The 23,632-nt window shown below is 58.9% G+C and carries 21 protein-coding genes; 15 read left to right on the top strand and 6 right to left on the bottom strand.

What is annotated here, in order from left to right; translation table 11 throughout:
- The first annotated feature begins 24 nt into the window (after positions 1–24).
- The 4 genes from glmM (at position 25) to ACYU70_RS17615 (ending at position 4,131) form a co-directional block, all read left to right on the top strand.
- A complete protein-coding gene (gene glmM / locus ACYU70_RS17630; RefSeq protein ID WP_342297099.1) occupies positions 25–1,422 on the top strand; it encodes a phosphoglucosamine mutase in 1,398 nt (465 codons plus the stop codon).
- Between the two features lie 141 nt (positions 1,423–1,563).
- Positions 1,564–2,733, top strand: a complete 1,170-nt coding sequence (locus ACYU70_RS17625) for a cysteine desulfurase family protein (RefSeq protein WP_342297100.1) — start codon at positions 1,564–1,566, stop codon at positions 2,731–2,733.
- A 174-nt stretch (positions 2,734–2,907) separates the two neighbouring features.
- Positions 2,908–3,585 carry a hypothetical protein gene (locus ACYU70_RS17620; protein ID WP_342297101.1) on the top strand — a complete coding sequence of 226 codons (678 nt, stop codon included), beginning with the start codon at positions 2,908–2,910 and terminating at the stop codon, positions 3,583–3,585.
- A 93-nt stretch (positions 3,586–3,678) separates the two neighbouring features.
- The gene (locus ACYU70_RS17615; protein ID WP_342297102.1) at positions 3,679–4,131 is read left to right on the top strand and encodes a PRC-barrel domain-containing protein; all 453 of its coding nucleotides are present in this window, start codon (positions 3,679–3,681) and stop codon (positions 4,129–4,131) included.
- A 12-nt stretch (positions 4,132–4,143) separates the two neighbouring features.
- On the opposite strand, the gene ACYU70_RS17610 is transcribed toward ACYU70_RS17615, so the two are convergent.
- Together ACYU70_RS17610 and hemH are read right to left on the bottom strand one after the other, a co-directional pair.
- Positions 4,144–5,337: a T9SS type A sorting domain-containing protein gene (locus ACYU70_RS17610; protein WP_342297104.1), complete on the bottom strand. Its 1,194-nt coding sequence runs from the start codon at positions 5,335–5,337 to the stop codon at positions 4,144–4,146.
- A 132-nt stretch (positions 5,338–5,469) separates the two neighbouring features.
- Entirely contained in the window at positions 5,470–6,516 is a 1,047-nt protein-coding gene (gene hemH / locus ACYU70_RS17605) for a ferrochelatase (protein ID WP_342297106.1), read from the bottom strand.
- Positions 6,517–6,743: 227 nt separating this feature from the next.
- Here hemH and era point away from each other — a divergent pair, with 227 nt between their 5' ends.
- The 3 genes from era (at position 6,744) to ACYU70_RS17590 (ending at position 9,557) form a co-directional block, all read left to right on the top strand.
- On the top strand, positions 6,744–7,640 hold the full coding sequence (gene era / locus ACYU70_RS17600; RefSeq protein WP_342297107.1) for a GTPase Era: 897 nt from the start codon (positions 6,744–6,746) through the stop codon (positions 7,638–7,640).
- Positions 7,641–7,798: 158 nt separating this feature from the next.
- On the top strand, positions 7,799–9,127 hold the full coding sequence (gene der, locus ACYU70_RS17595; RefSeq protein WP_342297109.1) for a ribosome biogenesis GTPase Der: 1,329 nt from the start codon (positions 7,799–7,801) through the stop codon (positions 9,125–9,127).
- Between the two features lie 157 nt (positions 9,128–9,284).
- On the top strand, positions 9,285–9,557 hold the full coding sequence (locus ACYU70_RS17590; RefSeq protein ID WP_342297110.1) for a hypothetical protein: 273 nt from the start codon (positions 9,285–9,287) through the stop codon (positions 9,555–9,557).
- A 125-nt stretch (positions 9,558–9,682) separates the two neighbouring features.
- Here the strand turns inward: ACYU70_RS17590 and ACYU70_RS17585 are convergent, their stop codons facing one another.
- The 4 genes from ACYU70_RS17585 to ACYU70_RS17570 form a co-directional block, all read right to left on the bottom strand.
- Entirely contained in the window at positions 9,683–10,267 is a 585-nt protein-coding gene (locus tag ACYU70_RS17585) for a hypothetical protein (RefSeq protein ID WP_342297112.1), read from the bottom strand.
- A 107-nt stretch (positions 10,268–10,374) separates the two neighbouring features.
- Positions 10,375–11,175 (bottom strand): N-acetylmuramic acid 6-phosphate etherase, encoded by an 801-nt coding sequence (gene murQ, locus ACYU70_RS17580; RefSeq protein WP_342297135.1) that lies wholly within the window; start codon positions 11,173–11,175, stop codon positions 10,375–10,377.
- A gap of 72 nt (positions 11,176–11,247) precedes the next feature.
- Positions 11,248–11,493, bottom strand: coding sequence for a cytochrome b5 domain-containing protein (locus ACYU70_RS17575; protein ID WP_342297114.1), 246 nt, complete (start codon positions 11,491–11,493; stop codon positions 11,248–11,250).
- A 9-nt stretch (positions 11,494–11,502) separates the two neighbouring features.
- The gene (locus ACYU70_RS17570; protein WP_342297115.1) at positions 11,503–12,660 is read right to left on the bottom strand and encodes a formimidoylglutamase; all 1,158 of its coding nucleotides are present in this window, start codon (positions 12,658–12,660) and stop codon (positions 11,503–11,505) included.
- Between the two features lie 198 nt (positions 12,661–12,858).
- Between ACYU70_RS17570 and ACYU70_RS17565 the strand changes: the two genes are divergently transcribed.
- The 8 genes from ACYU70_RS17565 (at position 12,859) to ACYU70_RS17530 (ending at position 23,563) form a co-directional block, all read left to right on the top strand.
- Positions 12,859–14,658, top strand: coding sequence for an AMP-dependent synthetase/ligase (locus ACYU70_RS17565; RefSeq protein WP_342297117.1), 1,800 nt, complete (start codon positions 12,859–12,861; stop codon positions 14,656–14,658).
- A gap of 137 nt (positions 14,659–14,795) precedes the next feature.
- Positions 14,796–15,275, top strand: coding sequence for a MarR family winged helix-turn-helix transcriptional regulator (locus ACYU70_RS17560; protein WP_342297119.1), 480 nt, complete (start codon positions 14,796–14,798; stop codon positions 15,273–15,275).
- Positions 15,276–15,383: 108 nt separating this feature from the next.
- On the top strand, positions 15,384–17,789 hold the full coding sequence (locus tag ACYU70_RS17555) for a 3-hydroxyacyl-CoA dehydrogenase/enoyl-CoA hydratase family protein (RefSeq protein ID WP_342297121.1): 2,406 nt from the start codon (positions 15,384–15,386) through the stop codon (positions 17,787–17,789).
- Between the two features lie 23 nt (positions 17,790–17,812).
- Positions 17,813–18,997, top strand: coding sequence for a thiolase family protein (locus ACYU70_RS17550; protein WP_201983696.1), 1,185 nt, complete (start codon positions 17,813–17,815; stop codon positions 18,995–18,997).
- Positions 18,998–19,128: 131 nt separating this feature from the next.
- Positions 19,129–19,566, top strand: coding sequence for an energy transducer TonB (locus ACYU70_RS17545; RefSeq protein ID WP_342297124.1), 438 nt, complete (start codon positions 19,129–19,131; stop codon positions 19,564–19,566).
- Complete coding sequence (locus ACYU70_RS17540; protein WP_342297125.1) at positions 19,567–19,881, top strand: 50S ribosome-binding protein YggL; 315 nt, start codon at positions 19,567–19,569, stop codon at positions 19,879–19,881.
- A 174-nt stretch (positions 19,882–20,055) separates the two neighbouring features.
- Entirely contained in the window at positions 20,056–21,846 is a 1,791-nt protein-coding gene (locus tag ACYU70_RS17535; protein WP_342297127.1) for an acyl-CoA dehydrogenase family protein, read from the top strand.
- Between the two features lie 247 nt (positions 21,847–22,093).
- Complete coding sequence (locus tag ACYU70_RS17530) at positions 22,094–23,563, top strand: fibronectin type III domain-containing protein (RefSeq protein WP_342297128.1); 1,470 nt, start codon at positions 22,094–22,096, stop codon at positions 23,561–23,563.
- Positions 23,564–23,632: the final 69 nt, after the last annotated feature.

Here is a 23,632-nt window from a genome sequence, read left to right as displayed (position 1 = left end):
TGGTCTTTCAAATTAACTACCTCCGTGACTTTAATAAAATCTATTTCCGGCATTCGTGGCACCATTGGCGGGCCGGTGGGCCAGGGCCTCACGCCGCTCGACGTGGTGAAGTACGCTGCGGCGTATGGCACCTGGGTTAAAACCCAGAATACCGATAGCAAGCTGATTGTCATCGGCCGCGATGCCCGCATTTCGGGCGATATGGTGAGCCGCCTGGTGGCTGCTACACTGCAAGGCCTCGGCCTCGATGTGTGCGACCTGGGCCTGAGCACCACGCCCACTGTGGAAATGGCGGTGCCTGCCAAGAAGGCGGCCGGCGGCATTATTCTCACCGCCTCGCACAACCCGAAGCAGTGGAACGCGCTGAAACTGCTGAACGCAACCGGCGAATTCATCTCGGAAGCTGATGGACAACAGGTGCTGGCTTCGGCCGAAAGCGAGGACTTCGACTTTGCGCCCGTGACCAAGCTGGGCCAGTACACTACGGACGCGACTTTCCTCAAAAAGCATATCAAGGCCATTCTGGCGCTGCCGCTGGTGGATGTGGCGGCCATCAAGGCCCGCAACTTCCGGGTGGTGGTGGATGCGGTGAACTCCTCGGGCGGCTTTGCCGTGCCGCAGCTGCTGGAAGCGCTGGGCGTGACGACGATTGAGAAGCTGCACTGCGAGCCCACCGGCGACTTTGCCCACAACCCTGAGCCGCTGCCCGAGCACTTGCGCGACATCGCCAAAGTGCTGGAAAAAGGCGGCTTCGACCTCGGCATCGTGGTGGACCCCGACGTGGACCGCCTGGCGCTGGTGAGCGAAAACGGCGAAATGTTCGGCGAAGAATACACGCTGGTGGCCGTGGCCGACTACGTGCTGAAAAGCCTGGGCGGTGGCAACACCGTGAGTAACCTGAGCAGCACCCGCGCCCTGCGCGATGTGACGGAGAAGGCCGGCGGCAGCTACTCGGCCGCCGCCGTAGGCGAGGTGAACGTGGTGACTAAAATGAAGGAAACCAACGCCGTAATCGGCGGTGAGGGCAACGGCGGTATCATCTATCCCGAGCTCCACTACGGCCGCGATGCCTTGGTGGGCATTGCGCTGTTCCTGACGCACCTGGCCAAAACTGGCCTCACGGTGAGCCGCCTGCGCAACTCGTACCCGAGCTATTTCATCTCAAAAAATAAGATTGAGCTGACGGCCGACATCAATACCGACGATGTGCTGACCAAAATGGAGCAGCGCTACGCCAAGCAGCCGGTGAACACGATTGACGGCGTGAAAATTGAGTTCGATAAGGAGTGGGTTCACCTGCGCAAATCCAACACCGAGCCCATTATTCGCATCTACGCCGAATCGGATTCGAATTCTACGGCCGATTATCTGGCCCAGAAAATTATTGGTGATATCAAGGAGATTATTGCTGCCAAGAGTTAATTAGTCGGTGTTCTGCCCAATTAGAGCGGCTACTGTGGGCTGGTTTCAGTTTGAAAGCCGAAATTTGTATTTGTGTATAGCTTGATAGAAGCCGGGTGCACCCACGCCCGGCTTCTGACTTTTTCTGCTGAAATGACATCTATGACGACAACTTCCCCCACCGCCCCCGCTTTCGTTTATTTCGACAACGCTGCCACCACGCCCCTCGACCCCGAAGTGCTGGAGGCTATGCTGCCATTTCTGCAGAATCACTACGGCAACCCCAGCAGCCTGCACGGCCCCGGCCGGCAGGTGCGTGCCGCCATCGAGAATGCCCGCAAGACGGTGGCGCACCTGCTGAATGCCGCGCCGGCCGAAATCATCTTCACCAGCGGCGGTACCGAGGCCGACAACTACGCCGCCTTTGGCAGTGTGCGGACGCTGGGGCTGAAGCACGCCATCACCTCGCCGCTGGAGCATCACGCCGTGCTGCACCCCTTACAGGCGCTGGCCAAGAGCGGCGAGATTGAGTTGCACTATGTGAAACATGACGCGCAGGGCGCGCTGGATTTGGGCCATCTGGAAGAGCTACTGGCCACGCAGTCGCGCACCTTCGTGAGCCTGATGCACGCCAACAACGAAATCGGCAACCTCAACGACATTGCTGCCATCGGCGATATCTGTGCCCGGTACGATGCCATCTTTCACACCGATACGGTGCAGACGATGGGCCACTACCGGCACGACGTGCAGCAGCTGAAAAATCACTTTATGGTGGGTTCGGCGCACAAATTTCATGGGCCGAAGGGCGTGGGGTTCATCTACACCCGCAGCGGCTTGCAGGTGAGCCCGCTCATCCACGGCGGTTCGCAGGAGCGCAATGTGCGCTCGGGCACCGAAAACGTGTACGGCATCGTGGGTTTGGCCAAGGCGCTGGAAATTGCGGTGCGCGACCTGGCGGCTCACCACGCGCAGGTGCAGGCCCTGAAAACCCGCTTCATCGAAAAGCTGCGCGCTGAGGTGGGGGATGTGCAGTTCAACGGCTTGTCGGAATACGCCGACAAGAGCCTATACACGGTGCTGAGCGTGAGCCTGCCGCCGTCGGCCATCAGCGAAATGCTGTTGTTTAACCTTGATATCAGTAAGGTGGCGGCTTCGGGTGGCTCGGCTTGTACCAGCGGGGCGCAGGCCGGCTCGCACGTGCTGGAGGCCTTGGGCTGCGACCCCGACCGCGCCACCGTGCGCTTCTCGATGAGCAAGATGAATACCGAAGCCGAAGTAGACTATGCCGTGGCCGTGCTGGCCAAGCTATACCGGCCGGTGGCAGTGTAGGTGGCTTGCCTCGTTTAAATAGACAAAGTCCGGCTGCATTTCAGATGTAGCCGGACTTTTTTTTAGGTCTTTGACGAGGCCTGAGATTGGGTGCCTTGGCAAACCGTGTTGCCTGGCTTAATGATGACTACTTTTCGGCTCCTTCCGTAAACTACGTCGACAACTTATTTCTGCATGGCTGATATCAATATTCAACGCAAAAAATCTTCGCCCAGCCCGTGGCTGCTGGTGCTGCTGGCGGCCGTAGTGGTGGCAGTGGCCGCTTATTTCTTCCTGCGTCCCGACCCGGCCGATGAGCCCGCGCCGCCCGTGGCTACTCCCGAAGCAGCTACTCCCGCTACTGCTCCGGACACGTTGGTCGCCGCCGCGGCTGTAGACCAGGCCACACGTCGCGCCGCCATTGATGCCATTCCGCAGGGCGACACCACCCAGGATGCCGGGAGCACCGAAACGGCGGCCTCTCTGGCCACGCAAGCCGCTTCTGACCCCGCCGCGCCCGACTATGCCCGCAATGGACTGCAAAAACTGACTGGCGTACTAGTGTCGCTCACCGACCGCGACGACCTGCGCGACCCTACCACCACCGAGCAGCGCGACAACCTAACCAGCGCCACCGCCCGCCTCGGCGAGCCCAATACCAGCCTGCGCCCCGGCTTTGTGGCGGTGGCAGGCCTTATCCGGGCCATGCAGCAAAAGGCTTATCCCGAATTGGAAGAGCAGGCCAATGCGTTGGTAAGCCTCGCGGGCCAGCTATCCGGCCGCAGCGCCACGGCGGCTGAGCAACGCCAGAATCAGCAGTTTTTGACCCAGGCTGCCGCTGCCGTGCGCGTGCTCAGCGAGCCGAAACAGTAAAAGCGGTATTCAGTAGTGGGCAATCAGTAGTCAGCTGCCCATTCCACCTTATATCTGATTACTAACTACCCACTACCGAATACTAACCTTCCCATGGAAACTCCCGTCCTGCGCCGCTTGCGCGACCTCACCGATTTTGAAGTGGCCGATGGCAACCCCGACGTGCGCGGCTGGACCGTGCGCGGCTCCGATGGCCAGGCCCTGGGCACCGTCTTCGAGTTGATTGTGGAGCCCGAGGCCATGAAAGTGCGCTACCTGGACGTAGAGCTGGATAGCCGTTTCAACCTCAATGACCACGAAAACCACATTCTGCTGCCCATAGGAGCCGCTGCGCTGGATGAAGACGGCGACAACGTATTCGTGCCCGCACTCAATGCTGAATCCGTGCTGAATTACCCGCACTACGTCGAAGTCCAGATTACCCGCGAGTACGAGGAAGCCATGCTGCGGGCCTTGGGCAAGGAAAGCACCACCGCCAACCCGCGCTTCTACGAGCAGGATTCATTCGACGCAGATAGCTTCTACAATCGCCGCCGGGCTTCCTGAACTGGTCGGAAATTATTGCCGCGCAATGCGGCGGGTGAGTATCTGCCCATCGGGCAGGCGCAGGCTGAGCACGTAGAGGCCCGGAGCCAGCCCAGTCGTTTGCACCCGCACGGCACCCGCTCCGGCCGCCGTGCTACTTACAGCAAATTCCTGCCCCACGGCATTGTGGCAGCGAATTTCCGTCGGCAGCACGTTGCCGCTGATAAAAAATGCGTCGGTACTGGGATTGGGATAGATGCTGAAATCAGCCTCGGTGGCGCGGCGCGTGGCGGTGGCGGTGCGGTTGGGCGTAGCCAACCAGATGGTGGCGTTGAGGAGGATGCGGGCGTGGTCGCCGTTGGCTTCGGCAGCCCAGCCGTCATACAGGCTGTTGCCGGGCGCGCCCGAACCATCGTCGGGCGGCGACGAATCGCCGAGGGCGACCACGCGGCCCCGGCCGTAGCGGGCCCGCGCCACGATGGTCCCGGTGGTGCCGGTAGTGGCCGCGCCGGGCTTGAACAAGGCTCCGCGTACGCTGGCATTGGCGGTGGGGTCGAGGGTTATGCTGGCGCCGTTATGGTATTCCATCGCCACGGGGTTGCCGGCGGGGCCGTGTAGCAGCGAGTCGGCCGGCGCGGTGGCCGCGCCCACGCCGGTGGTGAAGACGAGATTATTGAGGTCGAAGGTGATGCCGAACGGGTTGACGGGACTGGCCGAGGCCATGAGGTCGTTCCAGATGGCGGGCGAATCCCATCCATCGCCGTTGCGGTCCGAAATGGTGTGGTCCGAAATCATGAACAAGCCGCCGCCGTTGCGCACATAGCTCAGAATGGCCGTTTTTTCAGCGGCAGTGTAGCGCGTGTTGGGCTCGTCCACGATGTAGGTGGCGTAGTTGCGCAGGTCCTGGGCATTCGTTGCATCGCCGTAGGTGATGCGGCCGCTGCTGGGCAGCGTTTCGACCTGATAGCCGCGCTTCACCAAGGCAATGCCCCAAGAGGAGAGGGCACCGGTCCAGTACGTTTCCGGCGTGCTGGCCGTGATGGTGCTTTGCGCGGGCGTGGGCAGGCGCTGGGGACTGCCCGAAACATCAGAATCAATCACCCAATCGGCATTGCCAGCGGTTTGGGCTTTGGTGGCATCAAATAGAATTTTAACGACTTGCTGAGCTTGAGCCTGTGTGCCGGCCAGTAGCCCGAAAGCAAGTGCTAAAGTGTAACGAATGCGCATCTGGGTGGGAATTTGCTGATTAAGAAACCTTAAAGTTACACAAGGCGCGTTAATAGAAATATGAAAATAAAAGAAGGCGCTGCCGAGCTAAGCTCAACAGCGCCTTCTTTAGCTATTCGATTGTTTACGTGCCTAATTCTGCCGAATCATATTGGCCACGGCCTCCACCCAGTATGGCTCTGAGTTCAGCGAAGGCACCAGCTGCCAGTGCTTCCCGCCGGCCTGCTCGAACATTTCCTTAAATTCCTCGCCCACTTCGATGGTCGTCTCCAAACAGTCGGCCACGAAGGCGGGGGAGAAGGCCAGCACATTATTAATGCCTTTGGCCGGGAATTCTTTGATAACCTCGTCGGTGTAGGGTTGGAGCCAGGGGTCGCGCAGGCGGCTTTGCAGGCGGCTCTGGAAGGTGACGGTGTACTGGTCGTCGCGCAGGCCCAGCTCGGCGGCCAGCAGGCGCGAAGTTGCGAAGCACTGCGCCCGGTAACAGTAGCGGTTGTTCTTATTGTAGCTGGCGCAGCAGGTGCCCAGCTTGCAGTAGCCCTTAAAGCTGCCCTTCAGCACGTGCCGCTCCGGAATGCCGTGGTAGCTGAATACGATGTGGTCGTAGCTGTGCTTGGCCATTTCGGCCTTGCCCCGTGCCCCAAAGCTGCTGATGAAACCGGGGTCATCGGCAAAGGTGCTGATGAAGCTGATATTCGGCACTATCCACCAGTCTTTCACGATGTCCATCACCTTCTCCTGCACCGAGCCCGTGCTGGCCGACGCATACTGCGGAAACAGCGGCAGCACGATGATGCGGTCTACGGCCGCATCGCGCAGCTCCTCCAGCGCCTTCTCGATGCTGGGCTTCTGGTAGCGCATGCCGAAGGCCACCACGTAGTCCTTGCCCAGCACTTCCCTCAGCTTGGCTTGCAAATCGAGCCCGTGGTAGAGCAGGGGCGAGCCCCGCTCGGCATCCCAGAGCTGCTGGTAGATTTTAGCCGATTTCGGGGCCCGTAGCGGTACGATGATGCCCTGGAAGAGCGGGTATCGAATGGCGGCAGCCATGTCAATCACGCGGCCATCGGTCAGGAATTCGTTGAGGTAGCGGCGCACGTCGGGCGTGCTGGGCGAGTCGGGCGTGCCGAGGTTGACGAGGAGCACGCCGATGCGGCGGCCGGGAGTAGCGGGAGAATTCATTAAGGCAAAGTTCGGAAGTGTAGCGTGGACTCTGCGAGTCCGCGCGTGGTTGGATGTTCGACCAAAACGCGGACTCGCAGAGTCCACGCTACACGCGCTTGCCCAGCAAACAGCTGGCAACCGGCATGGTTTCAGACGAGTTGCTACTTGCCCGATTTCCATCCCACCCTAGCTTTTCCGCGCCGCAAGCCGTACCTTTGCGGCCCTGATTATCAAACCCATCCATCGTGAACCCCGAAACTAAACCCCACCGCGCCGGCTTCGTGAGCATCATTGGCAAGCCCAATGTGGGCAAGTCCACGCTCATGAATGCGTTGGTGGGCGAGCGGCTCAGCATCGTCACGAGCAAGGCCCAGACTACGCGCCACCGCATCCTGGGCATCCTCAACGGCGATGATTTTCAGCTGATTTATTCTGATACCCCCGGCATCATCCAGCCCAAATACGAGCTGCACAATGCCATGATGAGCTTCGTGTATTCGTCGCTCGAAGATGCCGACGTGGTGCTCTTCGTGACCGATATCTACGAGAAGCACGACGAGGAACCCGTAGTGGAGCGCCTGCGCAAAATGACGGACACGCCCATCATTCTGCTCGTCAATAAAATCGACCAGGCCAACCAGGAAGAAGTGGAAGCCAAGCTGGCCTACTGGAAAGAACAGCTGCCCAACGCCGCCGAAGTGCTGCCCATCTCGGCCCTCAATCATTTCGGTACCGACGGCGTGCTACAGCTGGTGATGGAGCGCCTGCCCATCCACCCGCCTTACTACCCCAAAGACGAGCTAACCGACAAGCCCGAACGCTTTTTCGCCGCCGAAATGGTGCGCGAGAAAATCTTCAAGCTCTACAAAAAAGAAATTCCCTACAGCTGCGAAGTTGTTATCGAAGAGTTTAAGGAAGAGGATGATATCATCCGCATTCGCGGTATCATCTACGTCGAGCGTAACTCCCAGAAAGGCATCGTTATCGGCCAGGGCGGCGAGGCGCTGAAGAAAGTAGGCACTTGGGCGCGCGAGGAAATGGAGAAGTTTTTCCAGAAGAAAGTGTTTCTGGAAATGTATGTGAAAGTGAACGAGAACTGGCGCACCGACCCCAAAGCGCTGAGCCGGTTCGGGTATCAATAGGCCTGTAGCGCGGACTTTTAGTGCGCGACTAAACTGTTATTTAAAGTAATCTACTCGCGGACTTTTAGTCCGCGCTACAAATATTCCGACCATCTATAACTAACACACCCCGGGCACTGCCGAATCTAGGTCGGGTCGGCGGCTGGGGCAAAGACATCATGTCAAAGCAAAACACGGTCGCCATCGTTGGGCGGCCCAACGTGGGCAAATCCACGCTTTTCAATCGCCTCGTGGGCCAGCGCAAGGCCATCATGGACAACGAGAGCGGCGTTACCCGCGACCGTCACTACGGCTACGGCGACTGGATTGGCAAGAACTTCACCGTGATTGATACGGGCGGTTACGTGCACAATTCGGAAGATATTTTCGAGGGCGAAATCAACAAGCAGGTGAAGCTGGCCATTGAAGAGGCCGACGTTATCCTCTTCATGGTAGATGCCGAAGCCGGCGTGCACGGCCTCGATGAGGAGTTTGCGCACGTGCTGCGCCGCTACATCAGCAAAAAGCCCATCTACATGGTGGCCAACAAGGCCGACACCAACCTGCGCGCCAACGGCGTGGGCGAGTTCTACTCGCTGGGCCTCGGCGACGGTGAAATCTACGCCATCAGCAGCGCCAACGGTCACGGCACCGGCGAATTGCTGGATGCCGTGGTGGCCAACTTCGACGACCCGGGCATTGAAGAGCCCGAGTCGGAAATCCCACGCATTGCCGTGGTGGGCCGCCCCAACGTGGGCAAATCCAGCCTCGTGAACCTGCTGCTTGGCGAAGACCGCAGCATCGTAACGGAAATTGCCGGCACCACCCGCGACTCGATTTCGGCCCGCTACAATGCCTTCGGCAAGGAGTTTATCCTAGTTGATACGGCCGGCCTGCGCCGCAAGGCCAAGGTGAGCGAGGACGTGGAATTCTACGCCAACATGCGCAGCCTACGCGCCTTGGAAGAGTGCGACGTCTGCATCGTGATGCTGGACGCCAGCCGTGGCATCGAGGCTCAGGATGTGAACATCATCACCCTGGCCGACAAAAACCGCAAGGGCATCGTGATTCTGGTGAACAAGTGGGACCTGGTGGAGAACAAGGAAACCAATACGGCCAAGGATTTCGAGGCGAAAATCCTGGAAAAGATTGCGCCGATTGCCTACATCCCGATTGTGTTCATTTCGGTGCTGAACAAGCAGCGCGTGCACAAGGCCATCGAAACGGCCATCGAAGTGTACCACAACAAGCGCCGCAAAATCCCGACCTCGCAGCTTAATGACATCATGCTGAAGGAGATTGAGAAATACGGCCCGCCCGCGCTCAAAGGCAAGATGATTCGCATCAAGTACGTGACGCAGCTGCCCACGCACAACCCCGTGTTCGCCTTCTTCGCCAACCTGCCGCAGTACGTGCAGACCAACTACGTGCGCTACCTCGAAAACCGCATGCGCGAGCATTTTGACTTTACGGGCGTGCCCATCGGCATCCTGTTCCGCAAGAAATAAGCAAGGCTATATTGGCCTCATACATTCTTCACAATTTTTTTTCAGCAGCGGGTTACCTTCTTACGGTCGGGGTATAAAGCCCCGAATTTGAAGTTAAGCTCCGGCCAAACCTTCAGAAGTTGCTTGAAAATCAACCACATTTAAAACAAACCCCAAGATGAAAAAAGTATTGTTCCTCGCCCTGGCCCTCGGTTCGTTCACCTTCTCGTCGTGCGACAGCAAGAAAGAAGATGCACAAGAGCAGGTTGGCGAAAACGTGAAAGAAGCTGGCGAAGCCAAAGCTGATGCCATGGAAGACAAGGCTGATGCCGTACGTGACTCGGCCGATGCCAAAGGCGAAGCCATCCAGGACAACGCTGACAAAATGGACGCTGCTGCTCCCGCTGCCGGCACCACCACCACTACCACGACCGAAGAAGTTAAGAAGTAATTCTTGCTGCTTTAGCGTAAAAAAAAGCCTCTCCGGCAACGGAGAGGCTTTTTTGCGTTTGGACCGTAGCGCGGACTTTTAATCCGCGAGTGATTCGTTTCCAGACGCGGACTATAAAGTCCACGCTACAAATCGGTTTCGGGCAGACCAAGTCGGCGGTTCAGCAAACCATCTACTACTTCAAACAGGCGGCGCGGCTCGTAGGTGCGCCAGGGCAGGTCGTCGAGCTGCCCGCCGAAGTTCACGTAATTGTCGACGTTGTACTGCTTCATTTCGCGCAGCACATGCTCCTGGAAGTTGATGCCCGCAATCCAGCCGTCTTCCACGTCCTCGTACCATTCTTCGTAATAATCATCGTCGGAGCCGTGGAAATTGAATACGTTTTCGCCGATGAGAATGAACTTGCGAATGCCTTCGTGCACCAGAATATCGATGATATTCCGTTTCAATTCCATGATGTCGTTTTCGATGGCATCATTCCACTCGCCGATAAATTCGAGGACGGCAATGCCTAACTCGTAATCAGCAAAGAGGATTTTGACGAACAGCGTGTCCGACCCCAGGCTGTCCCACTGCGGGTGGATGTAGTAGCCGTAAATCGTATTAGTGTAAGTGTCGAGACTGTTTTCGGCTTCGAAGAGCGGCGAACGCGGGTCTTCGGACGCGGAATATTGCTCAATCCAGTTGTAGTGCGGCTCGATGGTGTGCATAGGGCAGAGGACGCACCGGTTATAGCTGATGCGTCTCTAGAAACGCCATAAATGCTGAATCGTTCGCCCGAAAAAATAAGCCTGTGAGACACAAGCTAAAGCATATGCTACTGCTGGGCCGCATTCAGTGCCGCGCGCACGCTGCCGTGCTGCTTGAGCAACTCCGCCGCCTCGGTTTGCCCGATGCCGAGCTCATCCATCAGCATGCGTTCGCCCCGGTCCACCAGCTTCACGTTGGATAGCTTCATGTCGACCATCTTATTGCCGCGCACGTAGCCCAGGCGGATAAAAGTGGCTGTGGTGAGCATGTTGAGCGTCATTTTCTGGGCCGAACCGGCTTTCAGGCGAGTGCTGCCCGTGATAAACTCCGGCCCCGTCACCACTTCCACCGGAAACTCGGCTGCCGCCGCCACTGCCGAACCAGCGTTGCACACCACACAACCGGTTGCTAAACCGGCCGCCCGGGCCCGCTGTAGCCCGCCAATGACGTAGGGCGTGCGGCCCGAAGCTGCGATGCCCACCAGCACGTCTTTCGCGGTGATATTATGCGCCTGCAGGTCTTTCCAGGCCTGTTCAGCATCGTCTTCCGCACCTTCCACCGCCACCCGGATGGCCCCGTCGCCACCCGCCATGATGCCTACCACCATTTCGGTCGGCACCCCGAACGTAGGTGGGCACTCCGACGCATCGACCACGCCCAGACGCCCACTGGTGCCCGCCCCGATGTAGAACAGCCGCCCGCCGTCGCGTAGCCGGGCCACCGTAGCTTCTACCAACCGCTCAATTTGCGGCAGGGCTTTGGCTACGGCATCAGGAACGGTGTGGTCTAGGCGATTCATGCCGGCCAGCAGCTCGGTGGTCGACAGCGTTTCGAGGTGATTGAATTCGGAGGGCGCTTCGGTGGTCATCATAGTGGAGAACATGCTTTGGCATGTTCAGAGAAAAAAGAAGTTCAGATGGTGAACAAGCTAAAGCATGTTCTACAGCAATACCCCAATGACGGGGAAATTATCGAATACGTTGGCGGTGTGGGGCGCGTCCTTGTCCAGTTCGGCCGTCAGGTCCTGGCCGGCCCAGTGCTCGTAGTGGTTGCCGCGCCGCCACAAGCGCGAGCGGCTCACATCGTAAATCTGGCCCTGGTACGCCACCCAGATTTCGTCGCGGTCCTGGCCGTTCCGCAGGGCCAGTTGACGAATGGTGTAGGAGGGTAGGGGCAAAGTTTCCATCAACGAAATCTAGCTCAACAGCGCCTGCAAGCGAATCCAACGTTGCGGCAGGTCGCCCTGCGAAGCGTTCAGGTAGTCCTCATACGTGCAGGGCACCACGCGCTTAGTGGCATTGTCGCCGAGGCGTTCCACTTCCATCCACCACTTTTCGGCGCGGCGCGACTTGTAGAACACCAGCTTGTCGGGGTTGCCGGGCAGCACCACGGTGTAGGTGAGGAAGCGGAAGGTGCCGAAGCCGGTTTCGGGCTTGCGGTGATAGAAACCTTCCACGAAGTACCAGAGCATGGTGGCGATGGTGGCGGCGGCCAGGCCATTCGGGTCCACATCGGCGCGGTAACCGTAGAGGCCGAAGGAGCTAAGCTGCTCGTTGTGACCAGCGTACCAGCACAGCTGCGTAGCTTCCTCATTGCCCAGGCCGAAGGGGTTAGCCGGGTAATAGCCCGGTGAGTCCTGCCAGCGAATGGCGGCAATGTCTACGCTCATGAAGTCGGCCTGGCGCACCAGCGGCTCGGCCAGGCGGCGGTCGGCGCGCACCTCGCCCACGCTCATGGTATCGAAATGCAGCTTTTCGAGGGCCACCATCACTTCGGGCGGCGTGAGGTATTGCTGGTGGCCGAGGTGGGCCAGGCTGAACACGATGTTGGGCTCATGTACCAGCAGGCGGCGCAGGTGGCTTTCCTCGGGCGGGGTGCCGGGGCCGGGCTCGGCCATATCGGGCCGCGAGTCCACTATCGTTACATTGATGGTGCGGTCCTGGGCTTCGTAGGCCAGAAACTGGCCGTAGTCTAGGTCGTGGCTGCCCCCGAGCAGAATGGGCACCGTATTTTCCTCCAACAGCGCCCCGATGATTTCGCGGAGGCGCTGGTAGGTGTCTTCCAAAGTGAGGCCCGGGCGCAGGTTGCCGAGGTCGACCAGGCGTAGCATTCCTGAGCCTTTTTGCAGCTGGTAGAAGCGCTGACGCACTTCGTTGGGGCCGTGGCGGCGGGCATTGGGCGGGCCGGCCGCGCTGCCGCGCCACTCATCGAGGCCAATGAGGGCCAGGTCGGCGGTGCGCCAGTCGGGAAAAGTTTCGGTGAAGCGGGTGGCGTAGGCGGCCAGCGTGGTAGGCGCGGGCGAGGCTTCGGTCAGCGTTTCCGGCAGCGGGTCAAAAAACAGGGCCAGATTCATTGGGAGCGGGAATGCTAGAGCTCAAAATTACGCCGAAAAAAGCCGGATTTTGGGGCTTTTTGAGCGTTTTCGCGGTCAATTTGGTTTTTAGCCGTAAGAGCAATGCCACAGATGTGGTTAGCCTGCCATCGTGTAGCCCCAAAAAAAGCGCTTTATTTAAGCTGAATTTCACGCAATACGCCTTATCCGACCCCACCCATGGACGTTCGTCGCGCCTTTGATATCCTAGCCCACCAAATTGCCGAGTCGCCCAAGTCCGACGCCCTGGCCTCCAAAATCGACGGTAAATGGGTGCCCATCAGCAGCCAGCAGCTACAGGACCAAGCCAATCTGGTGTCGCTGGGCCTCATGTCACTCGGCCTCAAGCGCGGCGATAAAGTGGCCATTATCAGCATGAACCGCCCGGAGTGGATGATGGCCGATTTCGGCATTTCCCAAATCGGGGCCACCAGCGTGCCGATGTACCCGAGCATCACCGTTGAAGACTACAAGTACATCTTCACCGATGCCGGCGTGCGGGCTGTGTTCGTGGCCGATAAAAAGCTGTTCGACAAGGTGAAAGAGGCCACGCAGGGCCTGGATATTCCCGCCGAAAACATCTTCACCTTCGATAAAATTGAAGGGGCCCGCCACTTCAGTGAGCTATTAGAAATTGGCAAAAAAGGGAATGCCGCCGACCTGGAACCGCTGAAAGCCGCCGTCGAGCCCGACGATTTGCTCACGCTCATCTATACCAGCGGCACCACCGGCCAGCCCAAAGGCGTGATGCTCACTCATGATAACATCCTGAGCAACTGCCGCAACTCGCAGCGCTTCGTGCCCGTCACGAAAGAAGATAAGGCGCTCAGCTTCCTGCCGCTCTGCCACATTTTCGAGCGCATGGTGACCTACCTGTACATGATAAACGGCGTGAGTATTTACTACGCCGAAAACATGGACGTCATCGCCGACAACCTGCGCGAGGTGAAGCCCGAAATCTTTACCACCGTGCCGCGCCTGCTGGAGAAAGTGTATGATAAAATCGTGCAGAAGGGCCACGAACTGGAGGGTATCAAGAAAAGCCTGTTTTTCTGGGCCCTGGATTTGGGGCTGAAATACGATACCCAAAAAGACCAGGGCTTTCTCTATAATACTCAGCTGGCGCTGGCCAATAAGCTCATTTTTAATAAATGGCGCGAGGCGCTGGGCGGCAACTTGCGCTGCATTGTGAGCGGCGGCGGAGCCTTGCAGCCGCGTCTGGCCCGCGTGTTCTGGGCGGCGGGCATCCGGGTGATGGAGGGCTACGGCCTGACCGAGACCTCGCCCGTAATTGCTGTGGGCGGCTACGAGCCGGAGAATAACATGATTGGCACCGTGGGCCCGCTCATCGATAATGTGGAGGTGAAAATCGCCGCCGACGGCGAAATCCTGACCAAGTCGGCCTCCGTGATGAAGGGATACTACAATCAGCCCGAGCTTACGGCCAAGGAATTTGACGAGGAAGGCTGGTTCCACACCGGCGATATCGGCGAGTTGGTGAACGGCAAGTTTCTGAAAATCACCGACCGTAAGAAGGAGATGTTCAAAACGTCGGGCGGCAAGTACATCGCCCCGCAGGTCATCGAAGGCAAGCTCAAGGAAGACCCGCTCATCGAGCAGGCCATGGTGGTGGGGGCCGACCAGAAGTTTGCCGCCGCGCTGGTCATTCCGTCCTTCTCCGACCTCAAAGGCTGGTGCAAGCGCAACGGCGTGCCCGATGCCTCGAACGAAGAGCTGGTGAAAAACCCAAAAATCGTAGATCTCTACGAGGGCCTCGTAAAGAAGTACAACCAAAGCTTTGCCCAATGGGAGCAAGTGAAGAAAATCACCCTTCTGCCCGAGCAGTGGACGGTAGAAACGGGTGAAATGACCCCCACGATGAAGGTGAAGCGCAAAGTCATCACCGAAAACCACAAGGATGCGATTGAGGGAATGTATGCGCGGGCCGAGAAGGAGCCGCACGAGCGGACGGCCCATTAGGCAAATAAAGCAGCGCGGACTTTTAGGCCGCGAGTGGGGCAATCCATTCGCAGACTAAAAGTCCGCGCTGCTTTTTTGCTAAGTGTTATGCAAGCCTAACAAATTTTTCGTAAGTTTACCGCACTATCAGCCCGCCCATGAAACCCGAAGAAACCGTCGATTATAACATTAAAGTGGCCTGGCACGCGATTTCGCGGATGTATAACACCCAGGCCGCGCAAAACGATATTACGACCAGCATTGGCTTCGTGCTGCTCAATATCGACCAGGAGCGCGGCACGCCGGCCACCAAAATCGCCCCGCTGCTGGGCCTCGAAACCCGCAGCCTCACCCGCATCCTGCGTAGCATGGAGGAAAAAGGCTTGATTTACAAACAGGCCGACTCGGTGGATAAACGCTCGGTGCGCATTTTCCTGACCGAACTCGGCTTGGAGAAAAAAGAGGTTTCGCGCCAGACGGTGCGGCACTTCAACCTGAAAATCCGGGAGAAAATCCCGCAGAGCCAGTTGGATGTTTTCTTCAAAGTCGCGGCCCAGATTACGAGCATGATTGAGGGCAAAACCCTGTTTGAAGAATTTGTGCTGAAGCCGTTACGTACCGAGTCTTCGGCTTCTTAAGCCTCGCAATAAATGGAATAGACTATCATGCCTCAACAATACCGGCATGACGGTTTCTCATTCTTTCCAGAAACTCATTACCACCCACCTCATCACCCCCAAAAGAGGATGAATCGAATCATCAAGAAAGTGGCCGTGCTCGGCTCCGGCGTCATGGGCTCGCGCATTGCCTGCCACTTCGCCAACATCGGCGTGCAGGTGCTGCTGCTCGACATCGCGCCCAAAGAGCTGCTGCCCGACGAAGAAAAGAAGGGCCTCAAACTCGACGCGCCGGCGGTGAAGAATCGCATTGTGAATGCGGCTTTGCAGGCTGCAATCGTTGCCAACCCGTCGCCGCTCTACCGCAAGGCCGATGCCAGCCGCATCAAAACCGGCAACTTCGATGATAACCTGAAGGACATCGCCACCTGCGACTGGACGATTGAGGTGGTTATCGAGCGCCTCGACATCAAAAAGAGCCTCTACGAGCGGGTGGAGCAGTTCCGCAAGAAGGGTACGCTCATTACCAGCAACACCAGCGGCATCCCGATTCACCTGCTGGCGGAGGGCCGCTCGGAGGATTTCAAGCAGCATTTCGCGGGCACGCACTTCTTCAACCCGCCGCGCTATTTGAAGCTGCTGGAAATCATCCCGACGCCGGACACCAAGCCGGAGGTGCTGGATTTCCTGCAGCATTACGGCGATTTGTACCTGGGCAAAACAGTGGTTTTGGCCAAGGACACCCCCGGCTTCATTGCCAACCGCGTGGGCGTGTGGGCCCTGCTCGACGCCATGCAAACCATGCAGAAGCTGGGCCTAACCGTGGAGGAAACCGATAAGCTGACTGGCCCGGTAATCGGCCACGCGAAGTCGGCCACGTTGCGTACTTCCGATGTGGTGGGCCTTGATACGACCATCAACGTGGCCAACGGCCTGGCCCAGGGCCTGCCGGATGACGAGGCCAAAGACGTATTCGTGCTGCCCGATTTCGTGAAGAAGATGGGCGAGAGCAAGTGGCTGGGCGACAAGACTGGCCAGGGCTTCTATAAGAAAGTGAAAGGGGAGGGCGGCAAGTCGGAAATCCACGCGCTGGATTTGAACACGTTGGAGTACAAGCCGAGCCAAAAGGTGAAATTCGCCACGCTGGAAATGACCAAAACCATCGAGAAGCTGGCCGACCGCTTCAAGGTGCTGGTGGGCGGCAAGGACAAAGCCGGCGAGTTTTACCGCCTGAGCTTCGGCGGTTTGTTTGCCTACGTGAGCAACCGCGTGCCGGAAATTTCGGACCAACTCTATAAGATTGACGACGCCCTGCGCGCTGGCTTCGGCTGGGAACTGGGCCCGTTTGAAACCTGGGATGCGCTGGGTGTGCAGGCCGGCGTGGACCTGGCCAAAGCGGCCAGCCGCACCGTAGCCCCGTGGGTAGAGGAAATGCTGGCCGCCGGCAATGCTACCTTCTACAAGGTAGAAGACGGCGTGCGGAAGTTCTACGACCAGGCCAGCAAGAGATACCAGGCCATTTCGGGCGTGGAGAATTTCATCATTCTCGACAACCTGCGGGCCAGCGGCAAAGTGCTGTGGAAAAACTCCGGTGCATCGGTCATCGACCTAGGCGATGGCATTCTGAACGTGGAATTCCATTCGAAGATGAACTCGCTGGGCACCGATGTCATCCAAGGCTTGCTAAAAGGTGTGGAGATGGCCGAAGCCGGCTATCGTGGCCTCGTGGTGGGCAACGACGCGCCGAACTTCTCGGCCGGTGCCAACCTGGGCCTCGTCTACATGCAGGCGCTCGACCAGGATTTCGACGAGCTGAACATGATGATTCAGCAGTTCCAGCAGGCCATGATGCGGATGCGCTACAGCAGCATCCCGGTGGTGGGCACCCCGCACGGCCTCACGCTGGGCGGCGGCTGCGAGCTGAACCTGCACTGCGACCGCGTGGTAGCAGCCGCCGAATCCTACATCGGCCTCGTGGAATTCGGCGTGGGCCTGATTCCCGGCGGCGGCGGCACCAAGGAAATGACCCTGCGCACCGCCCTCAAATACGAAGACGGTGAGCCCGAATTCAACCTGTTGCGCAACACCTATATGACCATCAGCACGGCCAAGGTTTCAACCTCCGCCGCTGAGGCCTTCGACCTGGGCTTCCTGCGCCGGGGCGATGAAGTGGTGCTGAACAGCAACCGCGTTATCGCCGCCGCTAAATCGGCCGCGCTGGACCTGGCGGATGCCGGCTACACCCAGCCGATGCAGAAAACCAACATCAAAGTGCACGGCAAAGGCGCACTGGCCATGTTCAAAACCGGCGTGTACGCCATGCAGCAGGGCAACTACATCTCGACCCACGACCAGTTCATTGCCGACAAACTGGCTTATGTGATGTGCGGCGGGGACTTGTCGTCGCCTACCGAAGTGAGCGAGCAGTACCTGCTGGACTTGGAGCGTGAGGCCTTCCTGTCGCTGTGCGGCGAGCGCAAGACCTTGGAGCGGATTCAGTCGATTCTCACGACGGGTAAGCCGCTGCGCAATTAATTCATTCTGATTCGATAAAGACCATGTCTAATACCGCATATATCGTAGCAGGCTACCGTACGGCCGTGGGCAAAGCCCCCCGTGGTGGCCTCCGTTTCACCCGGCCCGACGACCTCGCCGCTGCCGTTATCAAACACCTCGTGGCCCAGGTGCCGGCCCTTGACCCCACGCGCATTGACGATGTCATCGTCGGCAACGCCGTGCCTGAGGCCGAGCAGGGCCTGCAAATGGGCCGCCTGATTTCGTTGCTGGCCCTGCCCATCAACGTGTCCGGCCTCATTGTGAACCGCTACTGCGGCTCCGGCGTCGAGACCATCGCCATGGCGGTGGGCAAAATCTCCTCGGGCATGGCCGACTGCATCATCGCGGGCGGCACCGAGAGCATGAGCATGGTGCCCACCGTGGGTTGGAAAACCGTACCCAACTACAAGCTGGCGATGGCGCACCCGGATTACTACATGGGAATGGGCCTCACCGCCGAAGCTGTGGCCAACGACTACAAAATCAGCCGCCAGGACCAAGACGAATTCTCCTATAACTCCCATCAGAAGGCCATCAAGGCCATTGCGGCCGGCAAGTTTGCCAAGAGCATCGTGCCCATCACGGTAGAGGAAACTTACGTGGACCAGGCCACCGGTAAGAAGAAAAACCGCTCCTACGTGGTAGATACCGACGAAGGCCCCCGCGCCGACACCTCGGTAGAAGCCCTGGGCAAGCTGCGCCCCGTGTTCGCCGCCAACGGCACCGTCACGGCCGGCAACTCGTCCCAGACATCCGACGGCGCGGCCTTCGTGCTCGTGATGTCGGAGCGCATGGTGAAGGAGCTGAACCTGGAGCCCATCGCCCGCATGGTGAACTACGCCACCGAAGGCGTTGACCCGCGCATCATGGGCATGGGTCCTATCAAAGCCGTGCCGAAAGTGCTCAAGCAAGCCGGCCTGAAACTCGAAGACATCGACCTGTTTGAGTTGAACGAAGCCTTCGCCTCGCAGTCGCTGGCCGTGGTGCGCGAGCTCGGCATCGACCCCGAGAAACTGAACGTGAACGGCGGCGCCATCGCCCTCGGCCACCCGCTGGGCTGCTCCGGCGCCAAGCTCAGCATCCAACTCTTCGACGAGTTGCGCGAGCGCGGCAAGAAGTACGGCATTGTCACGGCCTGCGTGGGCGGTGGCCAGGGCGTCGCCGGCATCTACGAGCTGCTGAAGTAACCTTCTGTATCGCCGCCAATCAGAACGTCATGCTGAACGCAGTGAAGCATCTCTACCGCGAGAGTAATCGAGATTGATTGTAAAAGGTTAGAGATGCTTCACACATTCAGCTCAACAAACAGCATGAGCAAATGGCAGTTCTGAAACAGATTCTCAGTTTATTCTTTCTGCTGATTGTGCCTTCACTAGCAGCCTGCGCTCAAAAACTGCCAGTTTCAAAAGAAGCTGTTGATTCCACACATGTGTACACTTACGTGGAAAAGATGCCGCAATTGCTTGGGGGTGGTGGGGTTACAGGAATTGTGAATGAGTTTTCAAAACGGTTGCAGATACCGGCATTTACCGATGACGGGGATACTCGTTATTCAGGCATCCACGTAACATTTGTAGTCGGTACTGATGGACAGGTGCGAAATGCTGAAATATCGAAAAGCAGCAATAATCCCATCATTGACAATGCACTACTGGCAACCGTAAGAAGTCTGCCTCGGTTAAGCCCTGGTTACCATGATGGTCAAGCAGTACCAGTCCGTCTGACGATTCCGATAAGCTGTATTAAGCCTCAATAGATGAAAAAGCGGCTGCGAAAGAAGCTTCGGCTACGGGAGTTTCAGGAGATGGGCTTCTCTGTGAAGTTCGATTTAGCTGAGCTTGGAAGCGACGAAGCTTACTTCACTTTCTGGGATAAGTTGGTCGAAGTAGTAGAAGCCAACCATTTGCTCATGGGCGGCGGGCTCAATAACTTCTTTGTAGGTACTGATTCGCGCCGAACTGCTACCGAAGCTGACCGGAAAGCCATTGAGACTTGGCTACACCAGCAGCCGGAAGTATCAGCAGTAAATGTGAGTCCGCTGGTGGACGCTTGGCATGGCTCTTTCGAGTAGCAGCACAATTTGACAAAAAGAAAACCCCGCTCAACCGGGGTTTTCTTTCGCCGATATAGTAGGCGTGCCTAACATTTTTTCTTAACTTGCAACACTAAACCGGCTGGCTAATTGTTTCTCTAACTAGTAGGCTAGCCTAACACTATTCAACTCCACACCCCACCCCAAACCGTCATGGAAGTAACGCAGCAAGCCAGCCTGAAGGGCGGCGAATTCATTATCAAGCCGACCGATGCCCAGAGCGTCTTCACCCCGGCCGACTTTACCGAAGAGCAGGTCATGATGCACCAGACCTGTCTGGACTTCGTGGCCGCCGAAGTGCAGCCGCTGCTGGAGCGCCTCGACAACCACGAGGAAGGCCTGATGCGTGGCCTGATGGAGAAAGCCGGCCAGCTCGGCCTGTTCGGCGTGAGCATTCCGGAGCAGTACGGCGGGCTGGACATGGACTTCACCACGGCCCTGCGGGTGACCGAGGGCGTGGGCGGTGGCCACTCGTTCCCGGTGGCGTTTGCGGCGCACACGGGCATAGCAATGCTGCCCATCCTGTACTTCGGCAACGATGAGCAAAAGGCCAAATACCTGCCCGGCCTCACCGATGGTACCTTAATGGGCGCTTACTGCCTCACCGAGCCCGGCTCCGGTTCCGACGCTTTGGGCGCGAAGACCAAGGCTGTGCTGAACGCCGAAGGCACGCACTACGTGCTGAACGGCCAGAAAATGTGGATTACGAACGCCGGCTTTGCCGACGTATTCATCGTGTTTGCCCAGATTGACGGCGACAAGTTCACCGGCTTCATCGTGGAGAAAAACACGCCCGGCCTGAGCCTCGGCAACGAGGAGCACAAGATGGGCATCAAGGGGTCTTCGACCCGTCAGGTGTTCCTGACCGATGCGCAGGTGCCGAAGGAGAACGTGCTGGGCGAGATTGGCAAAGGCCACCTCATCGCCTTCAACGTGCTGAACATCGGCCGCATCAAGCTGGCCGCGGCTTGCCTGGGCGCTACCAAAATGGCCGCTGACCTGAGTGTGAAATACGCCAATGAGCGGGTGCAGTTTAAGATGCCCATCTCGAAGTTTGGTGCCATTCGCTACAAGCTGGCGCAGCAGGCCATCCGCATCTACGCCGTGGAATCGGCCATTTACCGTGCGGGTTCCGACATATACCGCATGGAGCAGCAGCTCATCGCCGAAGGCAAAGGTGCCAACGAAGCTCTGTTGGGCGCGGCCCGCGAGTTTGCCGTGGAGTGCGCCATTCTGAAAGTGGAAGGCTCGGAAGTGCTCGACTACGTGGTGGATGAAGGCGTGCAGATTTACGGTGGTTACGGCTTCTCGGCCGACTACCCGATGGACCGCGCTTACCGGGATTCGCGCATCAACCGCATCTTCGAGGGCACCAACGAAATCAACCGCCTGTTGGCCGTTGACATGATTCTGAAGAAGGGCCTGAAAGGCGAAATCGACCTGATGGGCCCCGCCCAGGCCGTGCAGCAGGAGCTGCTGAGCATCCCGAGCATGAGCCAGGACGAGGAAACCGGCCTGTTCAGCAAAGAGATGAAGACCATCGCCAACCTGAAAAAGGCCATTCTGATGGTGGCTGGCTCGGCCGTGCAGAAGTTCACCGCTACCCTCGCCAAGGAGCAGGAGCTGCTGATGAACATCGCCGATATGGCCATTAAAACCTACATCGCTGAGAGCACCCTGCTCCGCGTGGAGAAGGAAGCCGCCGCCAAAGGCGAAGAGGTAATGTCGGTAGAAGCCGACATCGCCCGCGTGTACCTGGCCGATGCCGTGGACATCGTGGAGAAAGCCGGCAAGGATGCCATCGGCAGCATGGCCGAGGGCGACGAGCAGCGCCTGCTGCTCATGGGCCTGAAGCGCTTCACCAAAACGGAGCTGTTGAACGTGAAAGAAGCCCGTCGCCGCATCGCTGCCAAGCTGATTACGGCCAACGAGTACGCGGTGTAAATACCGGTCATTCCGAGCGCAGCGAGGAATCTGATAAACTAAAAAAAAAGGCCGCTCCTGGGTTCAGGGGCGGCCTTTTTGCGTTGGTGGGGCTGGGGGAGAGGAGTGTTAACTCATTGGTGAATTGGGCCGTACCAATAAAAGGTGACTGGCTCCGGCAACCTTTTGCTGTTGCGGCTGGTCCGGAAGAAAAGCCCGGCGCAGCGGTTGGGTTTAGGTTCTTCTTTTCCACTCTTTTTCTCTCTTTATGAAACGCATTGCTACCTTTTGCTTCTTGCTGGTGATGGCCCTGCTTGGGCTGCGGCCCCTGGCCCAGGCCCAGACCTGTGCCGCTCCCACCAACGTGGCGGCCAGCAGCCTGAGCCCCGGCACGGCGGCCGTCAGCTTCACGCCCTCGGCCACGGCCACCAGCTACACGGTGCGCTACTATTGGGTGTATGATTCGCTGATGACAAACGTGATGAGCGTCAACACCACCACTTCGCCGGTCACCATCACGGGCCTGCGGGGGCAGACGTATTACCGGGTGTCGGTGGTGAGCAACTGCGCGGGCGGCCTCACCACGGCCTCGTCCTGGACGGGGCTTTACACCAGCGGCGGGGGCACGGTGGGGTGCGGCGCGGTCACCAACCTGGTGAATAGCAGCTCCACGGCCAGCACGTCCACGGTTAGCTTCACGCCGGTGGCGGGGGCGCTGAACTACACGGTGCGCTACCATTTGTACAACGACACGACGACCATCGGGGCGATGACGGTGAGCGGGTCGCCGGTGGTGTTCACCGGTTTGGCGGCGGGAGCTACCTACGGGTTCACCATCGTGGCGCACTGCGCCAGTGGGACATCGGCGGGGGCCACCGGCTTCTTCAGCTCGCAGTACGTGGCCCCGGGCTGCGCGGCCATCAGCAATGTGAGCACCACCACGACCAGCTACACGGCCTCGGTGAGCTTCACGCCGGTGCCGGGGGTGGCCTCGTATTTTGTGCAGTACCACGCGGTGGGCAGCAGCACGGTGTACCGCCAAACGGCCACGGCTTCGCCCATTGTGTTCGCCACGTTGCAGCCGGGCACCAGCTACACGGCCGAGATTTTCAGTAATTGCGGCACCGGCGGCTACCAGTCGCAGCCGGCCACGGTCAACTTCACCACCCCGTACCTCAATAACTGCGCCCCGGCCACCAACGTGGTGGTGACGGCCACCAGCCCCACCACGGCCACCGTCACCTTCACGCCCGGCACCAGCAACACCACCTTCCGAATCGTTAGCTATGCGTACCCCGATTCTTCGGTGGTCGTTACCACTGCCTCGCCCGCCGTGCTCACCGGGCTGGTGCCGGGCCGCACCTACTACATCCGGGTCATCAGTGGGTGCGGCACGGGCAGCAGCGTGGCTTATGCCGTGGGCACCACGCCGGTTTCGTTCGTGTTCCGGGGGGCTTTGGCGGCCCGCGCCGCCCTGGGGGCCGGCACCGTGGAGGTGTATCCGAACCCCGCGCACCGCAGCGCCAGCCTGGTGCTGCCGGCCGTGGCCGGCGCGGCCCAGGCCCGCCTTACCCTCCTCAATGCCCTGGGGCAGGCCGTGCGCACCCAAACCATCGCGCTGCCGAAAGCCGGCGAAACCCGCACCCAGCTCGACCTCGCCGATGTGCCCCCCGGCCTCTACACACTGCGGGTAGCCGCCGCCGGCCAAACTGCCAGCCAGCGCCTGGCCGTGGAGTAGACGGACATGCTATTACCAAAAAGGCCGCTCCTGGATTCAGGAGCGGCCTTTTTGCTGGCTAATTATCAG

The sequence above is a fragment of the Hymenobacter segetis genome, from assembly GCF_054776495.1.
This window is presented reverse-complemented; position numbering and strand designations above follow the sequence as displayed.

Excerpts from the sequence above, each read along its gene's own strand:
- ACYU70_RS17575 (WP_342297114.1), bottom strand. The coding sequence starts at position 11,493 with ATGGAAACTTTGCCCCTACCCTCCTACACCATTCGTCAACTGGCCCTG.
- ACYU70_RS17615 (WP_342297102.1), top strand. The coding sequence starts at position 3,679 with ATGGAAACTCCCGTCCTGCGCCGCTTGCGCGACCTCACCGATTTTGAA.
- ACYU70_RS17570 (WP_342297115.1), bottom strand. The coding sequence starts at position 12,660 with ATGAATCTGGCCCTGTTTTTTGACCCGCTGCCGGAAACGCTGACCGAA.
- der (WP_342297109.1), top strand. The coding sequence starts at position 7,799 with ATGTCAAAGCAAAACACGGTCGCCATCGTTGGGCGGCCCAACGTGGGC.
- ACYU70_RS17565 (WP_342297117.1), top strand. The coding sequence starts at position 12,859 with ATGGACGTTCGTCGCGCCTTTGATATCCTAGCCCACCAAATTGCCGAG.
- murQ (WP_342297135.1), bottom strand. The coding sequence starts at position 11,175 with ATGACCACCGAAGCGCCCTCCGAATTCAATCACCTCGAAACGCTGTCG.
- ACYU70_RS17535 (WP_342297127.1), top strand. The coding sequence starts at position 20,056 with ATGGAAGTAACGCAGCAAGCCAGCCTGAAGGGCGGCGAATTCATTATC.
- ACYU70_RS17590 (WP_342297110.1), top strand. The coding sequence starts at position 9,285 with ATGAAAAAAGTATTGTTCCTCGCCCTGGCCCTCGGTTCGTTCACCTTC.
- ACYU70_RS17555 (WP_342297121.1), top strand. The coding sequence starts at position 15,384 with ATGAATCGAATCATCAAGAAAGTGGCCGTGCTCGGCTCCGGCGTCATG.
- ACYU70_RS17530 (WP_342297128.1), top strand. The coding sequence starts at position 22,094 with ATGAAACGCATTGCTACCTTTTGCTTCTTGCTGGTGATGGCCCTGCTT.
- ACYU70_RS17620 (WP_342297101.1), top strand. The coding sequence starts at position 2,908 with ATGGCTGATATCAATATTCAACGCAAAAAATCTTCGCCCAGCCCGTGG.
- ACYU70_RS17545 (WP_342297124.1), top strand. The coding sequence starts at position 19,129 with ATGGCAGTTCTGAAACAGATTCTCAGTTTATTCTTTCTGCTGATTGTG.
- ACYU70_RS17585 (WP_342297112.1), bottom strand. The coding sequence starts at position 10,267 with ATGCACACCATCGAGCCGCACTACAACTGGATTGAGCAATATTCCGCG.
- hemH (WP_342297106.1), bottom strand. The coding sequence starts at position 6,516 with ATGAATTCTCCCGCTACTCCCGGCCGCCGCATCGGCGTGCTCCTCGTC.
- ACYU70_RS17540 (WP_342297125.1), top strand. The coding sequence starts at position 19,567 with ATGAAAAAGCGGCTGCGAAAGAAGCTTCGGCTACGGGAGTTTCAGGAG.
- ACYU70_RS17550 (WP_201983696.1), top strand. The coding sequence starts at position 17,813 with ATGTCTAATACCGCATATATCGTAGCAGGCTACCGTACGGCCGTGGGC.
- ACYU70_RS17610 (WP_342297104.1), bottom strand. The coding sequence starts at position 5,337 with ATGCGCATTCGTTACACTTTAGCACTTGCTTTCGGGCTACTGGCCGGC.
- ACYU70_RS17560 (WP_342297119.1), top strand. The coding sequence starts at position 14,796 with ATGAAACCCGAAGAAACCGTCGATTATAACATTAAAGTGGCCTGGCAC.
- ACYU70_RS17625 (WP_342297100.1), top strand. The coding sequence starts at position 1,564 with ATGACGACAACTTCCCCCACCGCCCCCGCTTTCGTTTATTTCGACAAC.